This window comes from Algibacter lectus, from assembly GCF_004368925.1.
In the GTDB taxonomy this organism is placed as follows: Bacteria; Bacteroidota; Bacteroidia; order Flavobacteriales; family Flavobacteriaceae; genus Algibacter; species Algibacter lectus.
In genome coordinates this window covers 232,988-256,332 of the sequence record NZ_SORL01000010.1, presented here as the reverse complement: position 1 = coordinate 256,332, position 23,345 = coordinate 232,988, and the positions used below count along the sequence as shown (strand labels likewise).

Below are 23,345 nucleotides of genomic sequence, written 5' to 3'. Positions count from 1 at the left end.
AATCTGTTCTTTATAATTATTATTTCATTCTATAGTTCTTCAAGCATTTCATTGTAATCGTATTGTAAATCCTCATGTAGGCCCGAAATTATTTTTTTAGCCATGAGTAATTGGCGATCGTATAAGTTTACCAATTGTGTGCTACGTTTAATGCTTGGTGAAAAGTTTTTTAAGGTTTTACAGAAATAGATAAGTAGTTCGGCTTCTGTTTCTTTTTTCTGAGAGTAGCGCACATACTTTTTTACGTTTCTTAGAATTTTACGAACCGATTTCCTGATATAAAAAAAACTATCTCTGTTTATGGTTTCAAACTCATCATCTATATATGTTTTAACCGATTGAATATAATCATCCTCATGAGCCGATTCAAACAATAAATAGGTAAGGAGTTCTTTGTTTTCTTTTTTAAAGCGCGATAACCTAAGGCAAAGCGCTATCAATTCGCTTTGCGACTGATGTTGTAATTCTTTTTTTATAGCGACTGCCGAAACTGCTTTCATTTATAAATAAATTAGATTTTAAATTTAATAAAATAATACGGAATTGGCTGTGCTTAGATATAGAAAGTATAGCCGAATAATATTTTATGAAAAACGTGAGGAAATATGTTTGTAAAAAGAAAGGCTTTGCTCGGGAAAACCTAGCAAAGCCTTTTGTGTGATATGTTTATATGCAAAACTTTTACCTATCTCAATTTAGGAAATTGCACAGGGTTAGTTTCGTGCATTACAGCATAAATAGCTTCAAAAATATCTTCTGCAGATGGTTTAGAGAAATAATCACCATCATTACCATAAGCTGGTCTGTGTGATTTTGCTGCTAATGTTTTTGGAGCACTATCTAAATACTGAAAAGCATTTTGTTTGTTTAATATTTCATCTAAAATATATGCCGACGCCCCACCAGGAACATCTTCATCTATAATCATTAAACGGTTTGTTTTTGCGATACTTTTTACAATATCATGATTAAGATCGAAAGGAATTAATGATTGTACATCAATAATTTCAGCATCAATACCAAGGGCTAACAAATCTTTAGCGGTTTGCTCTACAATGCGTAAAGTAGATCCGTAAGATACTAAGGTAATATCGGTTCCTTCTTTTACGGTTTCAACCACGCCAATAGGTGTTTTAATAGCGCTAAGGTTGCTTGGCATTTTTTCTTTTAAACGGTAACCATTTAAACATTCTACCACAATAGCAGGATCGTCTCCTTGAAGTAGGGTGTTATAGAATCCAGCAGCTTTAGTCATGTTTCTTGGTACCAAAAGGTGTACACCTTTAACTAAGTTTAAAATACCACCCATTTGCGACCCAGAATGCCAAATACCTTCTAGTCTATGGCCACGAGTTCTAATAATTAATGGTGCTTTTTGCTTACCTTTTGTACGGTAATGTAGTGTGGCTAAATCGTCACTTATAATTTGAAGTGCGTATAAAATATAATCTAAGTACTGAATTTCAGCAATAGGGCGTAAGCCTCTTAATGCCATACCAATACCTTGACCAATAATAGTTGCTTCGCGAATACCAGTATCTGCCACTCGTAATTCTCCAAATTTTTCTTGTAAACCTTCTAAACCTTGATTTACATCTCCAATCTTTCCGGTGTCTTCTCCAAAAACTAAAACTTCGGGATGACTACTAAAAATAATATCGAAATTATCACGTATTATAATACGTCCATCAACTAATTCAGAATCGTCTGTATAAGTAGGTTTAATTTCTTTAATTCTTATGTTTGCACGTTGTGTTTCAGAATATAGATGCGAACTGAAACTGTGTTGTGTTTTTGCTATATTATTGTTTATCCAATTACCGAGCGTTGTTGTTTCGGCATTAGTTTCACCAAGGGTAAGGCGAAGTACTTTTCTAGAGGTCGATAAAATATCTTTTCTGGTAGGTTCTCCAATAGCTTCTAAATCGGTAGCCAATTTCGAGATAAAAACGCGGTTAGCACTTTTTGACGCTACTTGCTTTAAAATATTAACAATCTCTAATTGTTCTTTTTTAATAGGTCTTAAAAACGTGTTCCATGCATTCTTTTTAGCATCACGTACGTTTCTTTTAGCTGTACGCTCAATGTCTACTAAAGCTTCATTGGTTGCAATGCCGCTTTCAATAATCCATTGGCGCATTTGTGTATTACAATCGTGCTCGGTTTCCCATTCTAATCGTTCTGCATTTTTGTAACGTTCGTGCGATCCAGAGGTAGAGTGGCCTTGTGGTTGCGTTAATTCTACAACATGTATTAAAACAGGTACATGTTCTTCTCTAGCAATTTTAGCCGCTTCTTGGTAGGTTTCCATTAAATTTGGATAATCCCAACCTTTTACTCTCAGGATTTCGAATCCTTTTTCTTTTTTATTACGTTGAAATCCTTTTAGAATTTCAGAAATATTTTCTTTTGTTGTTTGGTGTCTAGCATGAACAGAAATACCATACTCATCATCCCAAACACTTATAACCATAGGAACTTGTAAAACTCCGGCAGCGTTGATGGTTTCAAAAAACAGACCTTCACTTGTACTAGCGTTTCCAATAGTTCCCCAAGCCACTTCATTTCCTTTTACAGAAAAATTGTTAGTATTGATGTCTTTTACATTTCGGAAAATTTTAGAAGCCTGAGCCAACCCTAATAAACGAGGCATTTGCCCTGCAGTAGGCGAAATATCGGCACTAGAATTATATTGTTCTGTTAAGTTTTTCCAGGTTCCATTGTCGTTTAAACTATGGGTTACAAAGTGTCCACCCATTTGGCGTCCGGCCGACATAGGTTCTAATTCTAAATTAGTATTAGCGTACAAGCCAGCAAAAAACTGTTCTGTGGTTAATGCGCCAATAGCCATCATAAAGGTTTGATCGCGATAATAACCCGATCTCCAATCGCCTTTTTGAAAAGCTTTAGCCATAGCTAATTGTGGCACTTCTTTTCCATCGCCAAAAATACCAAACTTGGCTTTTCCTGTTAAAACTTCTCGGCGTCCTAACAAACTACACTCCCGACTGACTACAGCAATTTTGTAATCGTTTAAAACTTCTGTTTTAAAATCTTCGAAAGATAGATCATTTGTTACGTCTGGAATTGTCTGCATATTGTATAGTATCCTTTTTGCAAAAGTAGTTAATATTAACGATTTTTACAATGTTATGCGGCGTTAAAATATTGTTATTAATTTGATGAAATAATGTTTAGGCTTATTTCTGTTGAATTTTTCGTATTATTATCTAGGTGATTTTGATAATTCAATAAAAAATTAAAACCATCTGCGCCTAAATAAGCCAAGAAGAGCTTGTGGGTCTAAAGTGAATTTAAATCTGATTTTTTGGTCGTAATTTTCTTGACCAATTTCCCATCCTAAGTTAGAGTAGAGTGGAAGATAAATTTCAAAATAATCGGTAACTAAATTAATTCGAATACCAGAATCGTAAACCAAATGAGGGTCGCGATGCTTATTTTTAACCAAACCAATATCACCATAAAGTAAAACGTAGTTCCAAAGCGTTGTACTAGCGTTAAAGGTAGACATCCATTGGTTTGCAAAAGGTGTATCTAATTTAGATTTAAAACCACCTTCGGCTTCTATATATTGCTGACTAAATATACCTGAGGCTTCCGATCTGCCTAAATAGGAATAATCGAATAGGTAATCCGATGGACGATCTAGAGCAAAACTAAAATAGTTTGAGCTCGTTGGCAGACTATTTTTTATAAAAGCACCCGTATAAAAACGGATATTTAATTGCCTGTTACTTTCAAATAACCTTCTGTATTCGTAATTAAAGGCTAGTTTACTAAAATTTTTGGCGACTTGAAAATCAGAATACCAACTGCTATATTTTATAAGGTTATTATTCGAGTTGGTGTAGCGCGCATTAAAAACCGAATAATTAGGTTCGGTATCAGTTAAAACATTAGTTGGGTCTTGGTCCTGATCTCTGTTAATATCTAAATATCTAAAACTTAAAGATTCTCGTTTGTTAGATCTAAAGTCTGAATCGTCTCTAAAACTAAAAGAAATTGATGGCTGAATTTTACTCACAAATAAGTCCTCTGCGTAAGATTTGTAGCTTCCGGTGACACCGTAATTTACTGAATACAAATTCCTGTTTTCAAAATAATGTGTTTTAAAAACAGCTGCTCCACCCGTAAATGTTTTAGATTTAATGGCGTATTGTGGTTCTATTCTGTAGTTAAAAAGTTTTCTTAACACCGTTTTATTGTAAGCTCTCACACCAAGCGTAAGACCGTCATAAATATTATTAAATTCAACAATAGGCATAAAAAACACCTGGTTGTAATGAGGATCTTCAATATCTTGAAAAACTCTAAGTTGCAACGGTTTATTGTTGAAAAAGAAACCTTTTAGCGATTTCCAGTTGTCTCTTAAGTTGTTTTCCGGAATGCTATTTTCATAGTTTAAAGCTAATTTGTTGGCGCCATTTCTAGGCAAGGTAAAAGTTTTACTTCCCGAAATGTTTTCTAACCAAGTTTTAGAAATTATGCTATCGTTATTTAAAGTGTAGAGAGACACAGGCATGCTGTTGTTTCTTTTATTTTTAACGGTAAGCGTAATAGAATCTTCGGTTTTTGTAACGTTTTGTATTTTAAAATCTATCTTTTTCCGAGTCGCTATGTATTCAGAAAAAAACCAATCAATATCTTTATTTGTTTTAGATTTTATAAGTTTTTCAAATGCTTTTGTACTTGTTGGTTTTAGCTTATTCGTCTTCAAAAAAGATTCTATAGTATTTTCAACTACATCACCATTTACGAACTCATCTAAGTACTTAAGGCCAACGCCTGCCTTGTATTTATTGGCAATGTTTTTGTTAAACTTCAACAGAGAATCTTTGGCCATTGTTAAAGGTTGATCTCTATTAGTTCGCGCCATTAACATGTACGCTAAGGTGTATTTGTCGTTAAATTTCATGTCGGCAGCATGAAAAGGACGTACGGCCCAATAATCGCTAATACTACCTAAAAACTTCATGTTTGGGTAATATTCGTCAACATAATTAATGGTGTAGTAAATTTGAATACCATCTAGCAACCATTGCTCTTTTCTTGGGTTAAGCAGCAAGGTGTTTTCTAGGTAATTGTGCAAAGCAATCTTTAATATTTTAAGTTCGTACTCAAAATTATCAGGATACGGTTTTATAAAATTAGGTAAAAAATTAAGCCCATAAACGGGGTCTTTATCATAATCTATTTGTGTCAATAAAAGTTTTTCGTGAGGGTACTTATCAAAGGTTTTTAATAAAAATTTCGATATTTTCTCGTTAATTAAAACCTTATCAATAATCTCTAAACCGCCATCGTCAATATTGGAAACTATGGCAAAATTATCACCTTTAATTGTATTAAAATCAGCGCGTTTGCTTAAGAATAGCTTAGTGTTAACTCTGTCTTTTCCCTCTAGTTTTATGCTTTGTGCGTTTGCTAATTCTTTTCTTTCAATAACATCCAATTCCGATGTAATATGGTAACCCTTTGGATATTCAAGATCTAAGCTCACATCGGCTAACGGAATATACAAATCGTCTAAATCTTTATTGCTGTAATATTGCCATTCGCCATCGTAAATAGCAGGAGTAAAATACCAATAACGTAAGTTTAAGTCACCTGTATCCGTTATGCCATAACGCGTAAATTTACTGTTTGGCACCTGCACACGGTATTCTAATTTAATGGTATAACTCTCGTTTGGGTTAACTGGTTTTACTAAATTAACCTGTAAAATATCCATTTGGTTTTTTACTGGCGAGTACGTTAAAACGGCATCGTTTTGTTTGGCTAAAGTCACTACCGAAAAGCCACGATCTTCATTTTTAGCTAAATGAAAATCATTTTTATACTCATCTGCAATTCTGGTTGCTAAAGCTGTCTTTTTAGTAGAGTAACTGTTATTCCAATCGCTTAAATAAATTGTGCTAAGCGTGTCTTTGGAAGTGTTTTGGTAAGTAATTGTTTGTACAATTTCAATCGATTTGTTTTCAATATCAAATTTGGCTTTTAAGTCAATTTTATTCTGACTAAAACCAGTAAGACCAATAGAAGAAAACACGAAAAGAAATAAAAATTGTAACTTCAAATTATTTTAACATTAATAAGGTTTATAGTGCTTAAGGCTCTGCAATATAATAAAATAAGGTGGCTTAAAAATATTACTTTTCAGTTTAAGCAAAATTGTTTAGAATTAGAGAGAAACTCTATGTTTTTGGGCGTTACCCGAAAAGGGTCGGGCTTTCGGCAGTCGCTTTTTTGTGTTGCATAGGTGCAACCACACAAAAAGAGCTTCAACAATGCCTCAATCCCTAACGCAGGGCTAGCTTCTAAAACCAGTAATAGTAACTAGTTTAGAAGCTTTACCTGTGTATGTATTAAAAGTTAGGTGTTAATCTAGATTCTTTGTAGAAAGCGTCTAATATATCTATAACTTCATCTTCAGTATCAACTAAATGAATTAAGTCTAAATCCTTAGCGCTAATATTCTCAAAACTATCTAAAAGTGTCGTTTTAATCCAGTCAATTAAGCCTTTCCAGAAATCTGTACCTACTAGTATTATTGGAAATTTACCTATTTTATGTGTTTGTATCAATGTAATGGCTTCAAACAATTCATCTAAAGTTCCAAAACCACCTGGCATAACAACAAAACCTTGAGAGTATTTTACAAACATTACTTTTCTAACAAAAAAGTAATCGAAATCTAAACTTTTATCGTTGTCAATATAAGGGTTGTCATGTTGTTCAAAAGGCAATTCAATATTTAGTCCAACCGAAGTTCCACCGCCTAAATGCGCACCTTTGTTACCTGCTTCCATTATTCCTGGTCCACCGCCAGTGATAACACCGTAACCGTGTTCAACAATTTTACCAGCTACTTTTTCTGCTAATTTATAGTATTTGTGATCTGGCTTAGTACGTGCCGATCCAAAAATAGAAACACAAGGTCCTATTTTACTCATTTTTTCGAAACCATTAACAAACTCGCCCATTATTTTAAAAATGGCCCAAGAATCGTTTGTTTTATTTTCATTCCAACCTTTTGGGTGTTGTTCTTTTTTCATATGTATTATTCTGTTTTAAAAGTTTTTTTAATTTGTTTACTTTCCGTTTTTAAGCTCTAGCTTTAAAAAGCGAGCGGTATGGCTCTTTTTGTGTTTAGCAACTACTTCGGGAGTACCTTCTACAATAACCTTGCCACCGCCTTTACCACCTTCGTAGCCAATATCAATAACATGATCGACCGTTTTTATAACGTCTAAATTATGCTCTATAATTAAAACGGTATTGCCTTTATCTGCTAATTTGTTCAAAACAATCATTAACACCCTAATGTCTTCAAAATGCAGACCTGTAGTAGGTTCATCTAGAATATAAAAGGTATTGCCGGTGTCTCTTTTGGAAAGCTCTGTAGCTAGTTTTATACGCTGTGCTTCACCACCTGAAAGGGTTGTGCTTTGCTGGCCTAAAGTAATATATCCTAAGCCAACATCTTGTATAGTTTTTACTTTTCTGTATATTTTAGGAATGTGTTCAAAGAAATCAACGGCTTCATCAATCGTCATATTCAATACATCACTAATCGATTTTCCTTTGTAACGAATTTCTAAGGTTTCTCTATTAAAACGTTTCCCTTGGCAGGTTTCACACTCCACATAAACATCAGGAAGGAAATTCATTTCAATAACGCGTAAACCACCACCTTGACAGGTTTCACAACGTCCGCCTTTTACATTAAAACTAAAACGACCTGCTTTGTAACCACGAATCATGGCCTCAGGAATTTTTGCAAATAGGGCTCTAATTTCACTAAACGTTCCTGTATAAGTGACAGGATTACTTCGTGGCGTTCTACCAATAGGCGACTGGTTAATATCAATAACTTTATCAATATGTTTTAAACCTTTTATGCTTTTATAAGGCATCGGTTTTTTAACGCCATTAAAATAATGGGCATTTAAAATAGGGTAGAGGGTTTCGTTTATTAAAGTCGATTTACCGCTACCAGAAACACCAGTAACGCCAATCATTTTTCCTAACGGAAATTTAACCGATACATTTTTTAAATTATTACCCGTACAGCCTTTAAGCTCTAAGAATTTACCATTACCTTCTCTACGTTTTTTAGGGATTTCAATTTCTTGCTTTCCGTTTAAGTAATCGGCTGTTAAAGTATCGTGAGTTTTTAATTCTTCTGGAGTACCAATGCTAATTATATTACCACCGTGTTTTCCTGCTTTTGGACCAATATCTATAACGTAATCGGCGCGCTCAATCATGTCTTTGTCATGTTCAACCACAATTACAGAGTTTCCGATATCTCTTAAAGCAACTAAAGAGTTTATTAGTTTTTCGTTATCACGTTGGTGTAAACCAATACTTGGTTCATCTAAAATATAGAGTACACCAACCAATTGCGATCCAATTTGAGTTGCTAAACGAATACGCTGTGCTTCTCCTCCAGAAAGTGATTTTGAGCTTCGGTTAAGCGATAAGTAATTTAAGCCTACATCTAGTAGAAACTGTAATCTAGACTTAATTTCTTTTATTACTTCTTCAGCAATTTTTAGTTGTTTTTCAGAAAGGTGTTCGTTTAGGTTTTTAAACCATTCGGATAATTCTACAATATCACTATTGGCTAATTCGGCTATGTTTTTTTCGTTTATCTTAAAGTAAAGCGATTCTTTTTTTAATCGAGACCCTTCGCAAACCGGACATGTAATTTTATCCATGTAATCTTTAGCCCAACGTTTTAAAGAAGTCGATTCGGCTGTTTTATATTGATTATCAATAAAATTAGCAACACCTTCAAAATCAATTTTATAATCGCGGGTTACCCCTAAAGTTTTACTTTCAACCGAAAATTTATCATTGCCACCATACATAATAATTTGTTTGGCTTCCTTTGGGATATCTTTGTAAGCGTCGGTTAATTTAAAATTAAACCGTTGTGCAATAGTTTCTAACTGCTTAAAAATCCAAGAGTTTTTTTCTGGACCATGCGGTGCTAAGGCGCCATTTTTAATAGATAAACTATCGTCAGGAACAATTTTGTTTTCGTTTACTTGGTATAGTTCGCCAATGCCACTACAATTATCGCAAGCACCTTTTGGTGAGTTAAATGAGAAGTTGTTTGGTTCTGGATTTGGATAAGAAATTCCCGAAGTTGGGCACATTAAACTTCTACTAAAGTAACGAGCTTCTTGGGTGTCTTGGTCTATTACCAAAAGCACATCTTCACCATGATACATGGCTGTGTTTATGGTTTCAGTAAGGCGTTTATCATTATCTGCGCTATCGTCAATTTTTAATCTGTCGATTACAATTTCAATATCGTGATTTTTATAACGGTCGAGTTTCATACCTTTTACAAGGTCTTTTATTTCGCCGTCTGTACGGACTTTCACAAAGCCTTGTTTTGCAATTTGCTCAAAAAGTTCGCGGTAATGCCCTTTTCTAGAGCGCACTACAGGCGCTAGAACATTAATACGTTTTCCTTTAAAATCTTTTAGAATAAGCGCTTTAATTTGGTCGTCGCTATAGCTCACCATTTTATCGCCCGTATTGTAACTGTAAGCATCACTAGCACGTGCAAAAAGCAAGCGCATAAAATCGTAAATTTCTGTAATAGTACCAACCGTAGATCGTGGCGATTTACTTGTGGTTTTTTGTTCTATAGCAATAACAGGGGAGAGGCCGTCTATTTTATCAACATCCGGACGTTCTAATCCACCTAAAAATTGTCGGGCATAAGCCGAAAATGTTTCTATATATCGGCGTTGCCCTTCGGCATAAATAGTATCAAAAGCTAAAGACGATTTTCCACTCCCCGACAAACCTGTAATAACCACAAGCTTTTCTCGGGGAATGGAAACGTCTATATTTTTTAAGTTGTGAACTCGCGCTCCTTTTACTTCAATAAAATCATCAAATTGGCTCATAAATTGGCAAAAGTGCGAAGTTACGATTTTTGATGTTAAAATCTTGTGAAGATTAATTGTCTATTTTGTTAAAAGGAATTACGCTTAGAATAGTGTAATTCTTCTGCATGCCTTGGTTTACGCTGCATTATATTACAGACAGTTCACCAGAATTGATGGAAGCATCGTAATTCGCTTTTACAGTTTTTAAATATCCAAAAAACTTGCTACCATCTTTTTTTTCCAAAATCACATATTTTGTGCCTTTGTTACACGTTTTTATATCGCTAACTACAACTTCGCTGCCTTGAACACTTTTGTAATTGGCAATTTTACCCTTTTTTACTAAAAAGTTTAATTTAGGGAATTTAACATGATTGTATTTTTGCCCTGTTGGCGCATTTACAATAAGTTGATCTCCAATTTCTGGCGTGCCTTGTGCACTTAAAGCCATAGTGAAAACAGATAAACATGCGGTAAATAATAATTTTCTCATAATTTTTAAGGTGTATTTAGTTATAGGTTTTATTAAAAATATATCTTAAAAACATTCAGGTCAAGGGCTTTAAGATTAATTAACAAATACTTCAAAACTAACGTGAAAGCAGTAATCCCTATAAAAAATAGGGTGGTTTATGTTTCTGTTATTGTCTAAAATAGTTGTGGTGTATTATTCTGGATATCTATGTAAATGAAGTAATCGGTTTTTCTATTTGTACCCTCTAAAATTATGGGTTGAATCAAATTATTTTTCTGAACGACTTTAACAAGAAATTAAGAATGTTTTGAGTGTTTGATGAGTGAAAATTTCATCTAAAATTATTTAGTTTTAGTATTATTGTGTTTAAAATATAAAAACAACTTCATATGAAATTATTAGGTATAGGATCTCGAATTAATCATGCCACTCATGGAAAAGGTGTGGTTACTAATGTAACATCTCAGCATTATTGGGTAACGTTTATAGAAACCGGATTAGAAACTATTGATTTAGATAGTGATTTTGAAATTATTGAAGCTGCTGATGGCGATGTAGATGCTGTAAGTTTTTCTGAAGTTGAAAGTAGCTTGGTTAAAATATTAAAGCAATGGAGTGATGTGAGTGAGATTGTGCCTATTGCTGATAAGTATAAAGGCGGAAAACTTATTTTAGAACCGGCCGATGCTAGCATGAAACCTTATGAGTTACCGATTGATAAGTTTTTTCATAAAATAATTATGGTTCGCGATCGCTTGCGTGTTATGGAACAACGTATTAACGCCAGTGATTTGGATGAACAAGGTAAAATAGACTTGCAACAATATATTACTAGAATTTATGGCAGCTTAACTAGTTTTAATATTTTATTTAAATCGAAGGCGCATAATTTTGTTGGCCAACGTAGCAAATAAAATGGGTTTAACTAATTAAGGTAAGCTCGCCAGAATTGTCAATTTTATATTCAAAATAAAACCACTTTTTTAATTTAGATTTTTCTTCAATTTTAAAAGCAGTTATCAAGCGATCTCCATCTGTTTTAAGATAGATAGCGCCGTAAACGTCTACATTGGTTTTTGCTAAATGGTTAATGCCTTCTTCGATTAAAGCGTTGAGCTTATCCGAGGGATTTTTCACCATTTTGGCAATGTTTTTCTTCAAGGTAGAGATTACGTTTTTATCTTCATGTTCTCGTGTAGAGCGTTGTAGTTCTGTGGAAAGTAAAACGGGAGAATCGCCTCTGCCGTATTTTCCTAAGCGCCCTAATAAATCTGGTCTTGGATGTACGTGACCTTCTTGATCTCCAGAAGAAATTACAAAGCAAGCCGGATTTACAGCCGACATAAATTCGTTAGTAACATCTGCTGCTCCGTGATGACAAACCTTCATTACTTCAGCATTAAACCAATGTTTTGCTTCTTCTATCATGGTTTTTGATGCTTCGGTACCGTATCTAGGAAACGATTTTCGTTTTGTATAATATTTTAGAAGAAATTTTTCGGCAGGCTTATTTAAATCTCCACCAAATAATACTTTAAATTTTCCATAATGCAGTCTCAAAATTATAGAATGGCCGTTTTTTGTTTTTCCATAATCGCTTATTTTTTCTAAACGAACATTATCATTTTCATCTTTATCCGTTACAGGTCCGAGGACTTCTATGCTGTAATTTTTTCCGTCGGAAGGCGCAAAGTCTGGCATGTAAATTCTATCATTTTCATGAGTGCTTTGGCTTGAGTCTGTAGAGAGCATTTTGAAATCCTTAATTTTAGGATTGTTTAAAGCGGCATGCATAACCTTTGGAAATACATATCTACCAAAGTTTGAATTATCACTAAAATGTGCTTCAATGTCAGTTTTGTTTATGGCTAAATTTTCAATGTATTTCTTTTTGGTCTTAGCATCTTTTTTATAACCGCCAACTTTATCAAAAGTTCCTTTTACTGGACGCTCTACCAAACCGTTTTGATAAATAGTGTTAAATCCAATGGTGTTATTCTCAAATATAGATTTAAACCCGTAGTAATGGTCCATATCGGGATGGGTAATTATGGCTGCTTCAAATTGAAATCCACGGTGAGCAAACCTGCCTTCGAGAAAGGTTTTCATGTTTTCGCCTTCTCCAGCATCAATAACCATAATGCGCTCCTCTTCGTTTCGCTCAGGGGTAATTAGTACAGCACCATCACCTTGACCTACGTCTACAAAAACAATTTCTAATGGTCTAGTATCGGTAGTATCAGCTTCTTTTATAAAAAGTGTTTTGGCTTTTGGTGTGTTTGGCGACCAGTTTATGGCTAGCCAACCTGGTCCAATGTCGCTAAAATCATAGTTATCTTTAATAGAAAGCCAATCGCCCCATAAAACTTGTCGTTCTTTTTTTAGCTTACCTGTTTTTGGGGTAAGCTCGTATAAATATATTTTTTTGTGATCCTCCGATAAGCCAACAAATTTATGCGCCATTATAAATCGATTTAATTAATTTGTGGGTTAATAATTATCGAAGTTACTTAATGTATTAAAACTTGAACTTCCAGTTTTGGGTGGAATAAAATTACATAATTTTAATTAAAAGTTCTTGTATTAATCTTAAAATTAATGGTTTGTTAATCTAGAAGAGGCTGTTTTAGTTTGATGTTTTAAGATGATCAATTTCTAATCCTAAAACCATAAGTTTATGGAAGTTTGGTAATAAAGCCCCTGTTTCGGTAGTTTTCCAATCGCTCCAAGTGGCCTCTAAACCATCGATAGGGAGTATGGATGTCCACATTTTAAAAGATACAGGTTTATAATTATCATCTAAAATCCATAAATAAGAATCTCCAGGCGTAGAACCTCCCGACTTATAAGTAATTAAAAGTGCAGGTTTGTTGTTTGCTTGTTTTACCAGACGACGTTCGGTACCTGCATCGAAAACTTTATAAGGTGCCACAAGCCAAAAGGAATCGTTATTAAAATAATTAAGAGCCTTTTCTTTAAGTTCTTCGGCAATATCGTTTTCTGTAACAAAACCATGAACATAAGCTTTGCTTAAACTGTGGTTGTTTAAGTCTAGAGCAACTCTGTAGTCTTTCCAAAAAACATCACAGGTATTTTCGCTTTTGTGCCATTGGTAATGGTGTCTATTTTTAAACGTCCATTCAATATAGTCTGTGTTTTTATAAGCTTCGAAATCTAAGGCTTTAAGCATGTTCTCTGCCAAAGCATCTGCTTGTTCACCTTGAACTCCTGTTGGTAAATCTTCATTATATTTAAAATAAACAAAACCAAATAGTAAAATGCTTGGCAATGTGAGGAATACAATAATCCCTAAAACGATTTTTGTTACTTTCTTTATTTTCAAACTGAGAGAATTTATTATCTTAATAATGCAAAGCTAGAAGTTTTAGGTGTATTAATCACTTAAAATCCGACGGCGGTATCATCTCTACGATAATCTGCGCTTCCTTCCAAAGTTTTATTATTTAAAGCAAGAATTTTATCTACTTTCCCTATAATAGGAGAGTCTTTTTCGATAATTGAATACCTTAATTTTTCTAAGTTTTGTATTATGGTTTTATCGAAAAGAATGGCGTTTCATGTTAATTTCTTCTGGCGACCATTGATGGAGTAAGCGTGGCACGTTTACCGATTCTTGCATGGCTATGTTATCTGCTTTAAAAGGTTCATTTAATATGTTTTCAGTCAAAGCATCTGTTTGTTCTTCTTGAATTTCTGTTGTAAAGCTTTATTATATTTCAGAAATAAATCAAAAAACGCATGAACTTTTGCTCATGCGTTTATATTAATTTTTGAATATCTTGTTTTAATTATCTTTTAAGCGTGAAGTGTGCCTTCATAATTTTTCTCTCATTTGTTTTTGGCTCTCTATATTCTACAGTAAACCAATAATCGTTTGTAGGCATTAAATTACCATTATAAGTACCATCCCATCCTTTACCTTTAGGGTTTAGTTGCTTTAATAATCTTCCGTAACGATCGAAAATATAAATTATAGCATCGGGTTGAGTATCTATAGAATAAATGTTCCAGGTATCGTTATAGCCATCACTATTTGGTGTGAAGTATAGAGGGTAATCTATAACCAATATCTCAATACTGTTTTCACCACATCCGTCGATATTATTAGCTGTTACTACATTGTAACCAGGTTTAATATTTGTGAAAGTGTAGCTTGAAGTTCCGTCACTATTAATTGTACCTAATTGTGGGGAGCCATCGTTTAAACTAAATGTATGATTTGTTGTTATTGTACTAATTTCAGAAGCAGTCGCGGTTACTGTTACATCATGCATGTTTGCAAATGCAGGTGTTAACTCGTAGCTTAATTGGGGTGGTGCACTTGCCTCAACTATAATTGTATAGTTATTGGAGCACATGAAAGGGCTAACCATATCGGTTACAATAAGATTGTATTCACCACTTTGATTTGGTGTTAGTGATGGTTCCGTTTCGTTTGGTATAATTATACCGTTGTAATACCAAGAAAAACTATATTCCGGTTTATTTAAAGGAATATTTATTACCGTAGAATCGTCAATAGCAATTCCATTGGTATCAACACATATTAAGTATGATTCTTCTAATTGAATATATGGTAAACTTTCTACCATTAAGCCAAGTTCGGTAATGGCATGACAGGTGCTTCCCGGTGAATTATTGTCTACTCGCGCATATATAGTTTGAGGATTAATTGTGTTTTCGTAAAGATTAGGTAGAGTATTTGATTTTTGTTCTGCATCTTCAAAAGTCGGATAATAACTAACAGAATATATAGTATTATCTAACCCGTTCAGAACATTGTTGTCTTGGATGCTTAAATCGAAAACAGTGGTATTGTTCGTAGTATTGTTATCTGTTTCAGGGGTGTCATCGCAAACATTATAAGTTTCTAAATTTTGATTTGCCAGAATAGTATCGTTTAAGACTGTTATAGTTTGTATTTGATCTACAGCTGAATTCCCATTAGTATCTTCTAAACTCCATGTTCTAGTAATGATTTTAGAACCAGGACATTCGCCGTCAACAATAGTGTCTATAAAAGTGGCTTGAATTCCTGTAGAGCAATTATCTATTTCATCTAATACATCTCCAGTAATATTAATACTAATATCATAGTTAGAGTTAATGTCTGAAAAAATTTCAATATCATCTGGAGCAGTAAATGTCGGACTTTCGTTATCTTCTACAGTAACAATTTGTTCGCAAGTACTGGTGTTTCCAACTCCATCTGTTGCTGTCCAAATTATTGTTGTATCTCCAGTAGGAAAAACAGTAGGAGCGTTATTGGTTAAACTAGCAACAGTACAGTTATCTAAAGCTGTTATGTTCCCTAAATTAACATTGCTAGCAGTGCATAATCCAGTATCTGTATCTATTGTTATGTCAATAGCGCAATTAATAGTTGGGCTTTCGTTATCCTCTATATTTATTATTTGTATGGTACTAGTAGCGTTATCGCAGCGATCTTTAATGGTATAAGTTCTTGTTATTACAATTGGGTTGGTACCGGTAACTGTGTCATCGCTTGTTACAATTAAATCGTTATCATTGCTACATGAATCTGTAATAGTTAATCCCATGAGTTCTAACTCAGGTACGGTAGTTACTGCTATGTCGGCATCGCTAACAGAGCATTTTGCTATTGTTGTTTCTGCTATTGTACCGGTTAAACTAGGAGCCACTGTATCGTTTACTAAGTAGTCTTCAGTAGAAATTGTTTCATAGAATAAAGTGTCTCCAGTATTATAAATGTTATCATTATTGATATCTAAGTATTCTATTACAGTATAGGTTCGGGTTACGGTTTGATTACAATTACCAGTATCTAGACTATTTGCAGCTGTGATTTCTATTAGGCCACAATTATTATTGTTAATTAAGCCATCGGCATTTCCTAAAGTTTCAAATTCAGTTTGACTTAAAATAGTGCTCGATGGTATGTCATCATAACATTGAACTTGTGTTGGGGCTGTAGAAAAAGTAGGAGCAACCGATTCAGAAATGGATTTTATAGTTACGGTTAAGAATGCTGTATCAAAGTTATCAGTATTTGTTGTTTCTGTAATTTTGTATTCTAATGTATAAGTTTGTCCAGGTAAACTGGTGTTATTCACATTTATATTTCCCATGGCGTCTATGGTAATTACGTTTTCTGGATCTGCAGTTTCTGTAGTTACTAAAAAATCTGTTTGTACTAATGGCTGTTGACCGTAGGTGTCATTATCTAACACGTTTAAAAGGTTGTCGTGAATTGTTGATGGGCAGATATCTAAAACAGAATTATCAATAGCTGTTAAATCGCTTTCTAATATGTTTATAGTTACTGTAGTGCTATCTATACCATTGCAACCAGTATCTACAACATAATCAAAAACGTAGGTTCCGGCCTCTAATCCAGTAGCATCCCATAAATTATCATTTAAAGTGCCTGAAGGTGTTGCAGTAGTTTCTGTCCAGATTCCAAAATTATCATAAGGACCATTAATGTAGTCGAATAAATTTTCTAGAGTAGTATCTATAAATGCGATATCTACAGTTTGTCCATTACCAGCAATAGGCGGTGCACTAGTAACTGTATAACTTAAGGTTTGGTTAGCACAAGAATTTGGATTAGCACTATAGCTTAAAACTGCATTGTATGTACCAGTATCCGTAGCAGAGTACGGTGTGAAATTTAAAGTATTTCCAGTAGCAGAAAAACTAGGGTCTCCATCTTTGGTCCATGTAACATCTATAATTGATAAAGCATTAGTAGTAATAAAACCATTTTCTCCAACACACAAGTTGTAGGGCTGTATAACAGATAATTGAGATTTATTAGCATTAATAACAAAATTACTTATAGCGCCACAATCATCACTTATTTGTACCTCGTAAAGACCAGGTGTTAAGCCTGTAAAGACAGGGTCTTTACCGTTATTAATAGTAGGGCTCAGTGCAACACCGTCTCTACTTATTAACTCATAATTTAAATTGACACCTAATGCATCAATTAATAAATCGTTAGTGCCATTTCCGCAATCGATTACCGAAAAATCAACAAGCGTAATGTTATTATCACCAATTGTAAATTCTTGAAGCGTGTTATAGCAACGTTCTTGCTCACTAGTTCTTGAAAAAGAATAATAAATTCTAAATAATCCAGATCCGGTAACATTATTAACAAAACCACTCTCAGTTATGAATTGCCCATAGTTATTTTGATAATTAGTGAATATAATAGACGTGGAACCATCTCGATAAAAATGAGTATTATCAACATAATTAGTTAACTCGGCAGTAGCATTATTAATATTTGCCCAAACGCCATCTGTAGTGTTAAATTTTTGAAGAACAAAGATTGGAGCGGTTATATTATATGTTGCAGTTAAATTGAGATTAAAGCTACCACAAAATGATGTAATCGTGGCGTCCACATCTTTAAAAAGAACTCCATTGATAGTTTTGGAGCCGGTTAAAGAATAGCCGCATGTTGTTTCTACATCAAAAGTGTAATCACCAGCAGGTAAATCATAAAGGTATATGAAATCTCCATAAAAATTATTAACAGTAGATGCTGCTATGTCTATTATTGAAGGGCCTGTATAGTTTGCAGGTGCAGAGGTGATAGTTACGTTTTTAAAGCCAGCTGCGGAAGTTGGATCAAAAGTTCCTTGCTTTTTTATGTTTATTTCTAAATTACCTGTTGTATCACAGCCCTCTCGGGTTTTAATACTTAATTCTCTTGGTGAGTTATCGGTTATAATATTTATATTTTTGTTGACTTCGCGACCACAGTTGTCTTTAAATACAAAGGTGTAATTTCCATCTGGAAGGCTTAAGTTGTAGTATCCAAAATACAAAGTGTTAGAATTGGGAATTGGATCAGAAATATTAGATCCAACAGGAAAAATAGGGTTGTATAAATTAGGGTCATTATTTATATCAAACGCTGTTGGTGCTGCTAAAACTTCAAGGGTCATTGGAAATGCGAAGTTTTTAAAATTAGAAAATCTTAGACGCTGTCCTCCGCATTCTTGAGTTGTTCCCGTGGCAATATCTAGTGTTGGTGGACCAGAAAAATCTACAGTATTTAAATAAACAACGTTACCACATATATCTGTTACTTGTGTTGTTACTGGGTATGACGTATCTTGTGTTGGAAGATTATAATATGATCCATTTTGACTGTTGGAAGTCCAGATGTCAGTCATTACTGAGTCATTTCCATCGGCATCATCATCATAAGTTATTGTTACATCAAAAGGAAAGAAATTTTCATCAAGAAGACCTGTAGTACTTCCTGTGCTTAATTCTTGAATTATATAAATTAAAAGTTCTGTTTGTGAGCAATCTGAGCTATCAATATTATTATTAAATGTTCTTGGAAGTGTATAAACAGGAGCTAGATCTATTAAATTAATTCCTTGAACTACTATGTTCCCACAAACATCTTCAACTTCTATGGTGTAGTCTCCAAAGGCTAAATTTGTAAAAGTACTTTCAGTACCAGCGTCTATTTGAGCCTGAGTAATGGTTTCAATTAATACACCAGCTTGTTTAACTCTATATTCCAAAACATTACCAGAGTTTAATAATACATTGATAGTTCCTAAACAAGCACTTTCTTGGATGGCATCAAAAGTAATAGGTACAATGTTATTTGCGACTGTAATTACTTGCTCTATTATTGTATCCGTAGCTCCAATGGTTTCAGTAGCTCTTATAATGTAGGTGCCACTATTTATAGTAGTTATATTGGTTGTAAAGTCAGCAGAACTAATTGGTCCTTCAAATACGGTTTCACTATTTATTGGTGTTGTTAAATCTGAGGTGTCATAAACTAAAAACTCAAAAGTAGCGCCTATTTCAGAAGCATTGATTTCTATTTGGATGTTTCCGTCTCCCGCGCACTCTTCTCCTTTAGCAGTAAGATTCATGGTGTAACCAGAAATTTCAGAGTTATTTAGTGAATGTATATTATCTGTGTTTAACGCGAACACATTAGATATATCATCATTGAATATTGTTAAAAACACTAAAAAAAGCAGTAGTAGGTATTTGTTTTTCATTACATGTTATTTTTAATAAGTTTATATTTTATAAAGGCACAAGGCTAATTATGGGGCTTTTAATAAAGTGCTTTTATAGAGGATTTACTTGTGAAAAAGTTAGTGTTCTAATGTTGTCGTTCATTAAAACCCAACCGCGGTATCATCTCCACGATAATCAGCGCCTCCTTCCAACGTTTTATCATCTAAAACAAGAATTCCATCTACTTTTCCTATTACAGGAGAATCTTTTTCGTTAATGGAATACCCTAATTTTTCAAGGTTTTGTATTATGGTTTTATCGAAAGAATTCGGTTCCATGTTAATTTCATCTGGCAGCCATTGGTGGTGAAAACGTGGCGCGTTTACCGCTTCTTGCATGGTCATGTTGAATTCATGAACATTTAGAATAGTTTGTAAAACCGATGTGATTATGGTAGCGCCTCCTGGTGTGCCAACAGACATAAATAACTCACCGTTTTTCTCAACAATTGTTGGTGTCATAGAACTTAACATACGTTTTTGGGGTACAATGCTATTTGCTTCGGCTCCAATAAGTCCGAACATATTAGGTTCTCCTGGTTTGCTGCTAAAATCGTCCATTTCGTTATTTAAGAAAAAGCCAAGCTCCGAGCAATACAATTTAGAACCGTAAGCGCCATTTAGCGTTGTTGTTGCAGAAATAGCATTTCCAAATTGATCTACAATAGAGTAGTGCGTAGTTTCATCACTTTCAATGATAGCAATATTTCCATGAGCAACATCTTTGGAAGATGTTGCTTTTTCAAATGAAAAATTGTCCATTCTACCGCCTAAATAAGCTTCATTTATTAAAGTTTCAATAGGGATTTCTACAAAATCAGGATCACCTAAATAAAAACTTCTATCGGCATAAGCGCGACGTTCAGCTTCAGTAATAACTTGAATGGTTTTTTCAGAATTATGACCAAATTCATCGATATGAAAAGGTTCTATCATTTTCATTATTTGTGCCAAACAAACGCCTCCACTAGAAGGTGGCGACATCGAAATAATTTTTAAATCATCATAAGAAAAACTAATAGGTGTACGCCATTGGGCTTCATAGCTTGCTAAATCTTCTTCTGTAATGATGCCTCCGTTCTCTTGAACGAAATTTGCTAGCGTTTTAGCCGTTTCACCTTTATAAAATCCATCTTTTCCATGTTCTAAAATACGTTCTAATGTTTCAGCTAAATTTGGGTGTTTAATGGTGTCGTTTGCTTTCCAAGCTTTATCAAAAAGAATAGAGTCTTTATTAGCTTTCTTAAAAAGTGGTTGGTAGTGTGCAATACGTTTTTCTTGTTTTTCGGTAACTAAAACTCCTTTTTTAGCTAAAGCGATTACGGGGTTCAAAATATCTTCAATAGGTAAAGAACCAAGTTTTTTGTGCACTTCAAATACTCCTGCAACCGTTCCAGGTACACCAACAGCCATAGCACCAAGTGTACTTTTTTCTGGGATTACGTTACCGTCTTCATCTAAATACATGTTTTTTGTAGCAGCCATTGGTGCTTTTTCACGGTAATCTATAGCGCCAGTTTCTCCATTTGCTTTGCGGTAAACCATAAATCCGCCACCGCCTAAATTACCAGCGTATGGATAAGCAACGGCTAAGGCAAGTTCTGTGGCAGCCATAGCATCAAAGGCATTTCCTCCTTTTTTAAGAATGTCATTTCCTATTTTAGAGGCTTCAACACGCGCCGAAACAACCATGGCATTTTGAGTTATTAACCCCGTCTTTTTTATAGTTTCAGGTGCTTTAACTTCTTTTTTGCATGAAACAAATAATGAAAGTAAAAGTGTAGTGTATAGAATATGTTTCATAAAACGGTTTCGTTAAGTTCTTTTAATTTTTCGCTTGAAAAAGCAATGAGTTCATCAAAAAATGAAGAAAATTCACTTTCAAATTCTTTATAGAAAAGTTCTAGTTCGTGGACGGCTTTGTCCATTCCCGATCTGTTTTTTGTACGTCGGTTCATGCCATCTAAAACCTTAGATATACCTGCAATGGATGCGTAGCTTAGTAGCCAGTTGTCGCTAATCATGTAAGGCATCATTTTTTGAATTCGGGAAGGGAGTGCACCGTAATTATCTTCTAGAGAATCGTAAAAAGTATCGACATATTTAGCTAAAGGGACACTAGAATAAGTGCTCCAGTTTTTAGCCAAAAAATGATCGTAAAGTATATCGACAATCACTCCAGAATAATGACCGTAATTTTCGTGAAGCCTTTTAGTACTTGATCTAACTGTTTTATGAGCATCTGTGTAAGTATCTATATTTCGGTGTAATAAAATACCAATTTGAATGTCTCTCGGGTAATTTTTATAATTTTTTCCTTTAATACCATCGGCAATAAAATTTCCGACAGTTACTAAATCATTATCCCCTGAAAGATAAATATGTGCTAAATAGTTCATGGGGGAAATTTACGAATTCCGAATTTGAAATACTATATTTGTCCTTTAAAATTAAACAAAACTATGACACTAATAAAATCAATTTCAGGAATTCGCGGGACCATTGGCGGGCAAGTAGGTGATAATTTAACACCTATTGATGCCGTTAAATTTGCATCGGCATATGGCGTTTGGCTTAAAGAAAACCGAAAAAAAGAAAACTATAAAGTGGTTGTTGGTCGTGATGCTCGTATTTCGGGCAAAATGATGCAAAACTTAGTTATGAATACACTAATTGGTTTAGGTATTGATGTAGTTGATTTAGGTCTTTCTACAACACCAACCGTTGAGGTTGCTGTAACCTTAGAGCATGCCGATGGAGGTATTATTCTAACAGCAAGCCATAATCCAAAACAATGGAACGCCTTAAAATTACTTAATGAAAAAGGTGAGTTTTTAGATGCTATTGAAGGTGAGAAAATATTGAATATTGCTGAAAGCGATACCATGAATTTTGCTGAAGTAGACGATTTAGGAAAAATTACAAAAAATAAAGCTTACATAGATTTACATATTATTGAAGTACTAGATTTAGATTTAGTAAATGTAAATAGTATTGAAGAAGGTAAATTTAAAGTGGTTGTAGATGGTGTTAATTCTACTGGTGGTATTGCTATTCCTTTGCTTTTAGAACGTTTAGGAGTTGAGGTTGTAAAACTTTATTGTGAGCCAAATGGTGAATTTCCACATAATCCAGAACCATTAAAAGAGCATTTAACAGATTTATCTGAAGAGGTTAAAAAGCATAATGCCGATTTTGGAATTGTTGTAGATCCAGATGTAGATCGTTTAGCTTTTATGGACGAAAACGGTAATATGTTTGGCGAAGAGTATACATTAGTAGCTTGTGCAGATTATGTGTTAAGTAAAACTCCAGGAAACACAGTAAGCAATATGAGTTCTACTCGTGCCTTACGTGATGTTACTGAAAAGTATGGAGGAACTTACGAAGCTAGTGCAGTAGGCGAGGTGAACGTGGTTAACTTAATGAAGAAAAATAAAGTAGTTATTGGTGGTGAAGGTAACGGAGGTATTATCTACCCAGATTCTCACTACGGTCGTGATGCACTTGTTGGTGTCGCGTTATTTTTAAGTTTATTAGCAGAAAGACAAATGTCTGTTAGTGCACTTAGAGCAACGTATCCTGATTATTTTATGAGTAAAAAGAAAATTCAATTAACACCAGGTTTAGATGTTGATGGTATTTTAAAGGAAATTGAAACACGTTACCAAAACGAGCAATTAACAACTATTGATGGTGTAAAAATCGACTTTGCAGAAAGTTGGGCACATTTACGTAAAAGTAATACTGAGCCAATAATTAGAATTTACACTGAAGCAAAATCGCAAAACGAGGCCGATACTTTAGCTGATAAGTTTATTGAAGAAATAGGGGCTATTGCAAAACTATAGGCTTTGAGTT

Annotated in this window: 14 protein-coding genes; 2 read left to right on the top strand and 12 right to left on the bottom strand. The window is 34.1% G+C overall.

Annotated elements, in window-relative coordinates:
• Positions 1 to 29 precede the first annotated feature (29 nt).
• From DFQ06_RS14925 to DFQ06_RS14900, 6 genes are all read right to left on the bottom strand, one after another.
• On the bottom strand, positions 30 to 500 hold the full coding sequence (locus tag DFQ06_RS14925; protein ID WP_133968566.1) for a hypothetical protein: 471 nt from the start codon (positions 498 to 500) through the stop codon (positions 30 to 32).
• 185 nt (positions 501 to 685) lie between these two features.
• Positions 686 to 3,097: an alpha-ketoacid dehydrogenase subunit alpha/beta gene (locus tag DFQ06_RS14920; RefSeq protein ID WP_133968564.1), complete on the bottom strand. Its 2,412-nt coding sequence runs from the start codon at positions 3,095 to 3,097 to the stop codon at positions 686 to 688.
• A 162-nt stretch (positions 3,098 to 3,259) separates the two neighbouring features.
• Positions 3,260 to 6,097 (bottom strand): gluzincin family metallopeptidase, encoded by a 2,838-nt coding sequence (locus DFQ06_RS14915; protein WP_133968562.1) that lies wholly within the window; start codon positions 6,095 to 6,097, stop codon positions 3,260 to 3,262.
• A 289-nt stretch (positions 6,098 to 6,386) separates the two neighbouring features.
• The gene (locus tag DFQ06_RS14910; protein ID WP_042499644.1) at positions 6,387 to 7,076 is read right to left on the bottom strand and encodes an LOG family protein; all 690 of its coding nucleotides are present in this window, start codon (positions 7,074 to 7,076) and stop codon (positions 6,387 to 6,389) included.
• Between the two features lie 36 nt (positions 7,077 to 7,112).
• Positions 7,113 to 9,953, bottom strand: coding sequence for an excinuclease ABC subunit UvrA (gene uvrA, locus DFQ06_RS14905; RefSeq protein WP_133968560.1), 2,841 nt, complete (start codon positions 9,951 to 9,953; stop codon positions 7,113 to 7,115).
• 127 nt (positions 9,954 to 10,080) lie between these two features.
• Positions 10,081 to 10,428, bottom strand: a complete 348-nt coding sequence (locus DFQ06_RS14900; RefSeq protein ID WP_042499720.1) for a hypothetical protein — start codon at positions 10,426 to 10,428, stop codon at positions 10,081 to 10,083.
• A 371-nt stretch (positions 10,429 to 10,799) separates the two neighbouring features.
• Between DFQ06_RS14900 and DFQ06_RS14895 the strand changes: the two genes are divergently transcribed.
• Positions 10,800 to 11,324 (top strand): hypothetical protein, encoded by a 525-nt coding sequence (locus tag DFQ06_RS14895; protein ID WP_042499642.1) that lies wholly within the window; start codon positions 10,800 to 10,802, stop codon positions 11,322 to 11,324.
• A gap of 7 nt (positions 11,325 to 11,331) precedes the next feature.
• On the opposite strand, the gene DFQ06_RS14890 is transcribed toward DFQ06_RS14895, so the two are convergent.
• The 6 genes from DFQ06_RS14890 to DFQ06_RS14870 form a co-directional block, all read right to left on the bottom strand.
• Positions 11,332 to 12,873, bottom strand: coding sequence for a ComEC/Rec2 family competence protein (locus tag DFQ06_RS14890; protein ID WP_133968558.1), 1,542 nt, complete (start codon positions 12,871 to 12,873; stop codon positions 11,332 to 11,334).
• 163 nt (positions 12,874 to 13,036) lie between these two features.
• The gene (locus tag DFQ06_RS14885) at positions 13,037 to 13,753 is read right to left on the bottom strand and encodes a hypothetical protein (protein ID WP_133968556.1); all 717 of its coding nucleotides are present in this window, start codon (positions 13,751 to 13,753) and stop codon (positions 13,037 to 13,039) included.
• 213 nt (positions 13,754 to 13,966) lie between these two features.
• Positions 13,967 to 14,098 carry a hypothetical protein gene (locus tag DFQ06_RS19620; RefSeq protein ID WP_262709895.1) on the bottom strand — a complete coding sequence of 44 codons (132 nt, stop codon included), beginning with the start codon at positions 14,096 to 14,098 and terminating at the stop codon, positions 13,967 to 13,969.
• A 121-nt stretch (positions 14,099 to 14,219) separates the two neighbouring features.
• On the bottom strand, positions 14,220 to 19,463 hold the full coding sequence (locus tag DFQ06_RS14880; protein ID WP_133968554.1) for a T9SS type B sorting domain-containing protein: 5,244 nt from the start codon (positions 19,461 to 19,463) through the stop codon (positions 14,220 to 14,222).
• A 123-nt stretch (positions 19,464 to 19,586) separates the two neighbouring features.
• Positions 19,587 to 21,287: a gamma-glutamyltransferase gene (gene ggt, locus DFQ06_RS14875; RefSeq protein WP_133968552.1), complete on the bottom strand. Its 1,701-nt coding sequence runs from the start codon at positions 21,285 to 21,287 to the stop codon at positions 19,587 to 19,589.
• Complete coding sequence (locus DFQ06_RS14870) at positions 21,284 to 21,883, bottom strand: acyl carrier protein phosphodiesterase (RefSeq protein WP_133968550.1); 600 nt, start codon at positions 21,881 to 21,883, stop codon at positions 21,284 to 21,286. The genes ggt and DFQ06_RS14870 overlap by 4 nt, the downstream gene beginning before the upstream one ends.
• 63 nt (positions 21,884 to 21,946) lie before the next feature.
• Between DFQ06_RS14870 and glmM the strand changes: the two genes are divergently transcribed.
• Entirely contained in the window at positions 21,947 to 23,335 is a 1,389-nt protein-coding gene (gene glmM / locus DFQ06_RS14865; protein WP_133968547.1) for a phosphoglucosamine mutase, read from the top strand.
• Positions 23,336 to 23,345: the final 10 nt, after the last annotated feature.

Coding starts and splice junctions, on each gene's coding strand:
- DFQ06_RS14925 (WP_133968566.1), bottom strand. CDS start 500: ATGAAAGCAGTTTCGGCAGTCGCTATAAAAAAAGAATTACAACATCAG.
- DFQ06_RS14920 (WP_133968564.1), bottom strand. CDS start 3,097: ATGCAGACAATTCCAGACGTAACAAATGATCTATCTTTCGAAGATTTT.
- DFQ06_RS14910 (WP_042499644.1), bottom strand. CDS start 7,076: ATGAAAAAAGAACAACACCCAAAAGGTTGGAATGAAAATAAAACAAAC.
- uvrA (WP_133968560.1), bottom strand. CDS start 9,953: ATGAGCCAATTTGATGATTTTATTGAAGTAAAAGGAGCGCGAGTTCAC.
- DFQ06_RS14900 (WP_042499720.1), bottom strand. CDS start 10,428: ATGAGAAAATTATTATTTACCGCATGTTTATCTGTTTTCACTATGGCT.
- DFQ06_RS14895 (WP_042499642.1), top strand. CDS start 10,800: ATGAAATTATTAGGTATAGGATCTCGAATTAATCATGCCACTCATGGA.
- DFQ06_RS14890 (WP_133968558.1), bottom strand. CDS start 12,873: ATGGCGCATAAATTTGTTGGCTTATCGGAGGATCACAAAAAAATATAT.
- DFQ06_RS14880 (WP_133968554.1), bottom strand. CDS start 19,463: ATGAAAAACAAATACCTACTACTGCTTTTTTTAGTGTTTTTAACAATA.
- ggt (WP_133968552.1), bottom strand. CDS start 21,287: ATGAAACATATTCTATACACTACACTTTTACTTTCATTATTTGTTTCA.
- DFQ06_RS14870 (WP_133968550.1), bottom strand. CDS start 21,883: ATGAACTATTTAGCACATATTTATCTTTCAGGGGATAATGATTTAGTA.
- glmM (WP_133968547.1), top strand. CDS start 21,947: ATGACACTAATAAAATCAATTTCAGGAATTCGCGGGACCATTGGCGGG.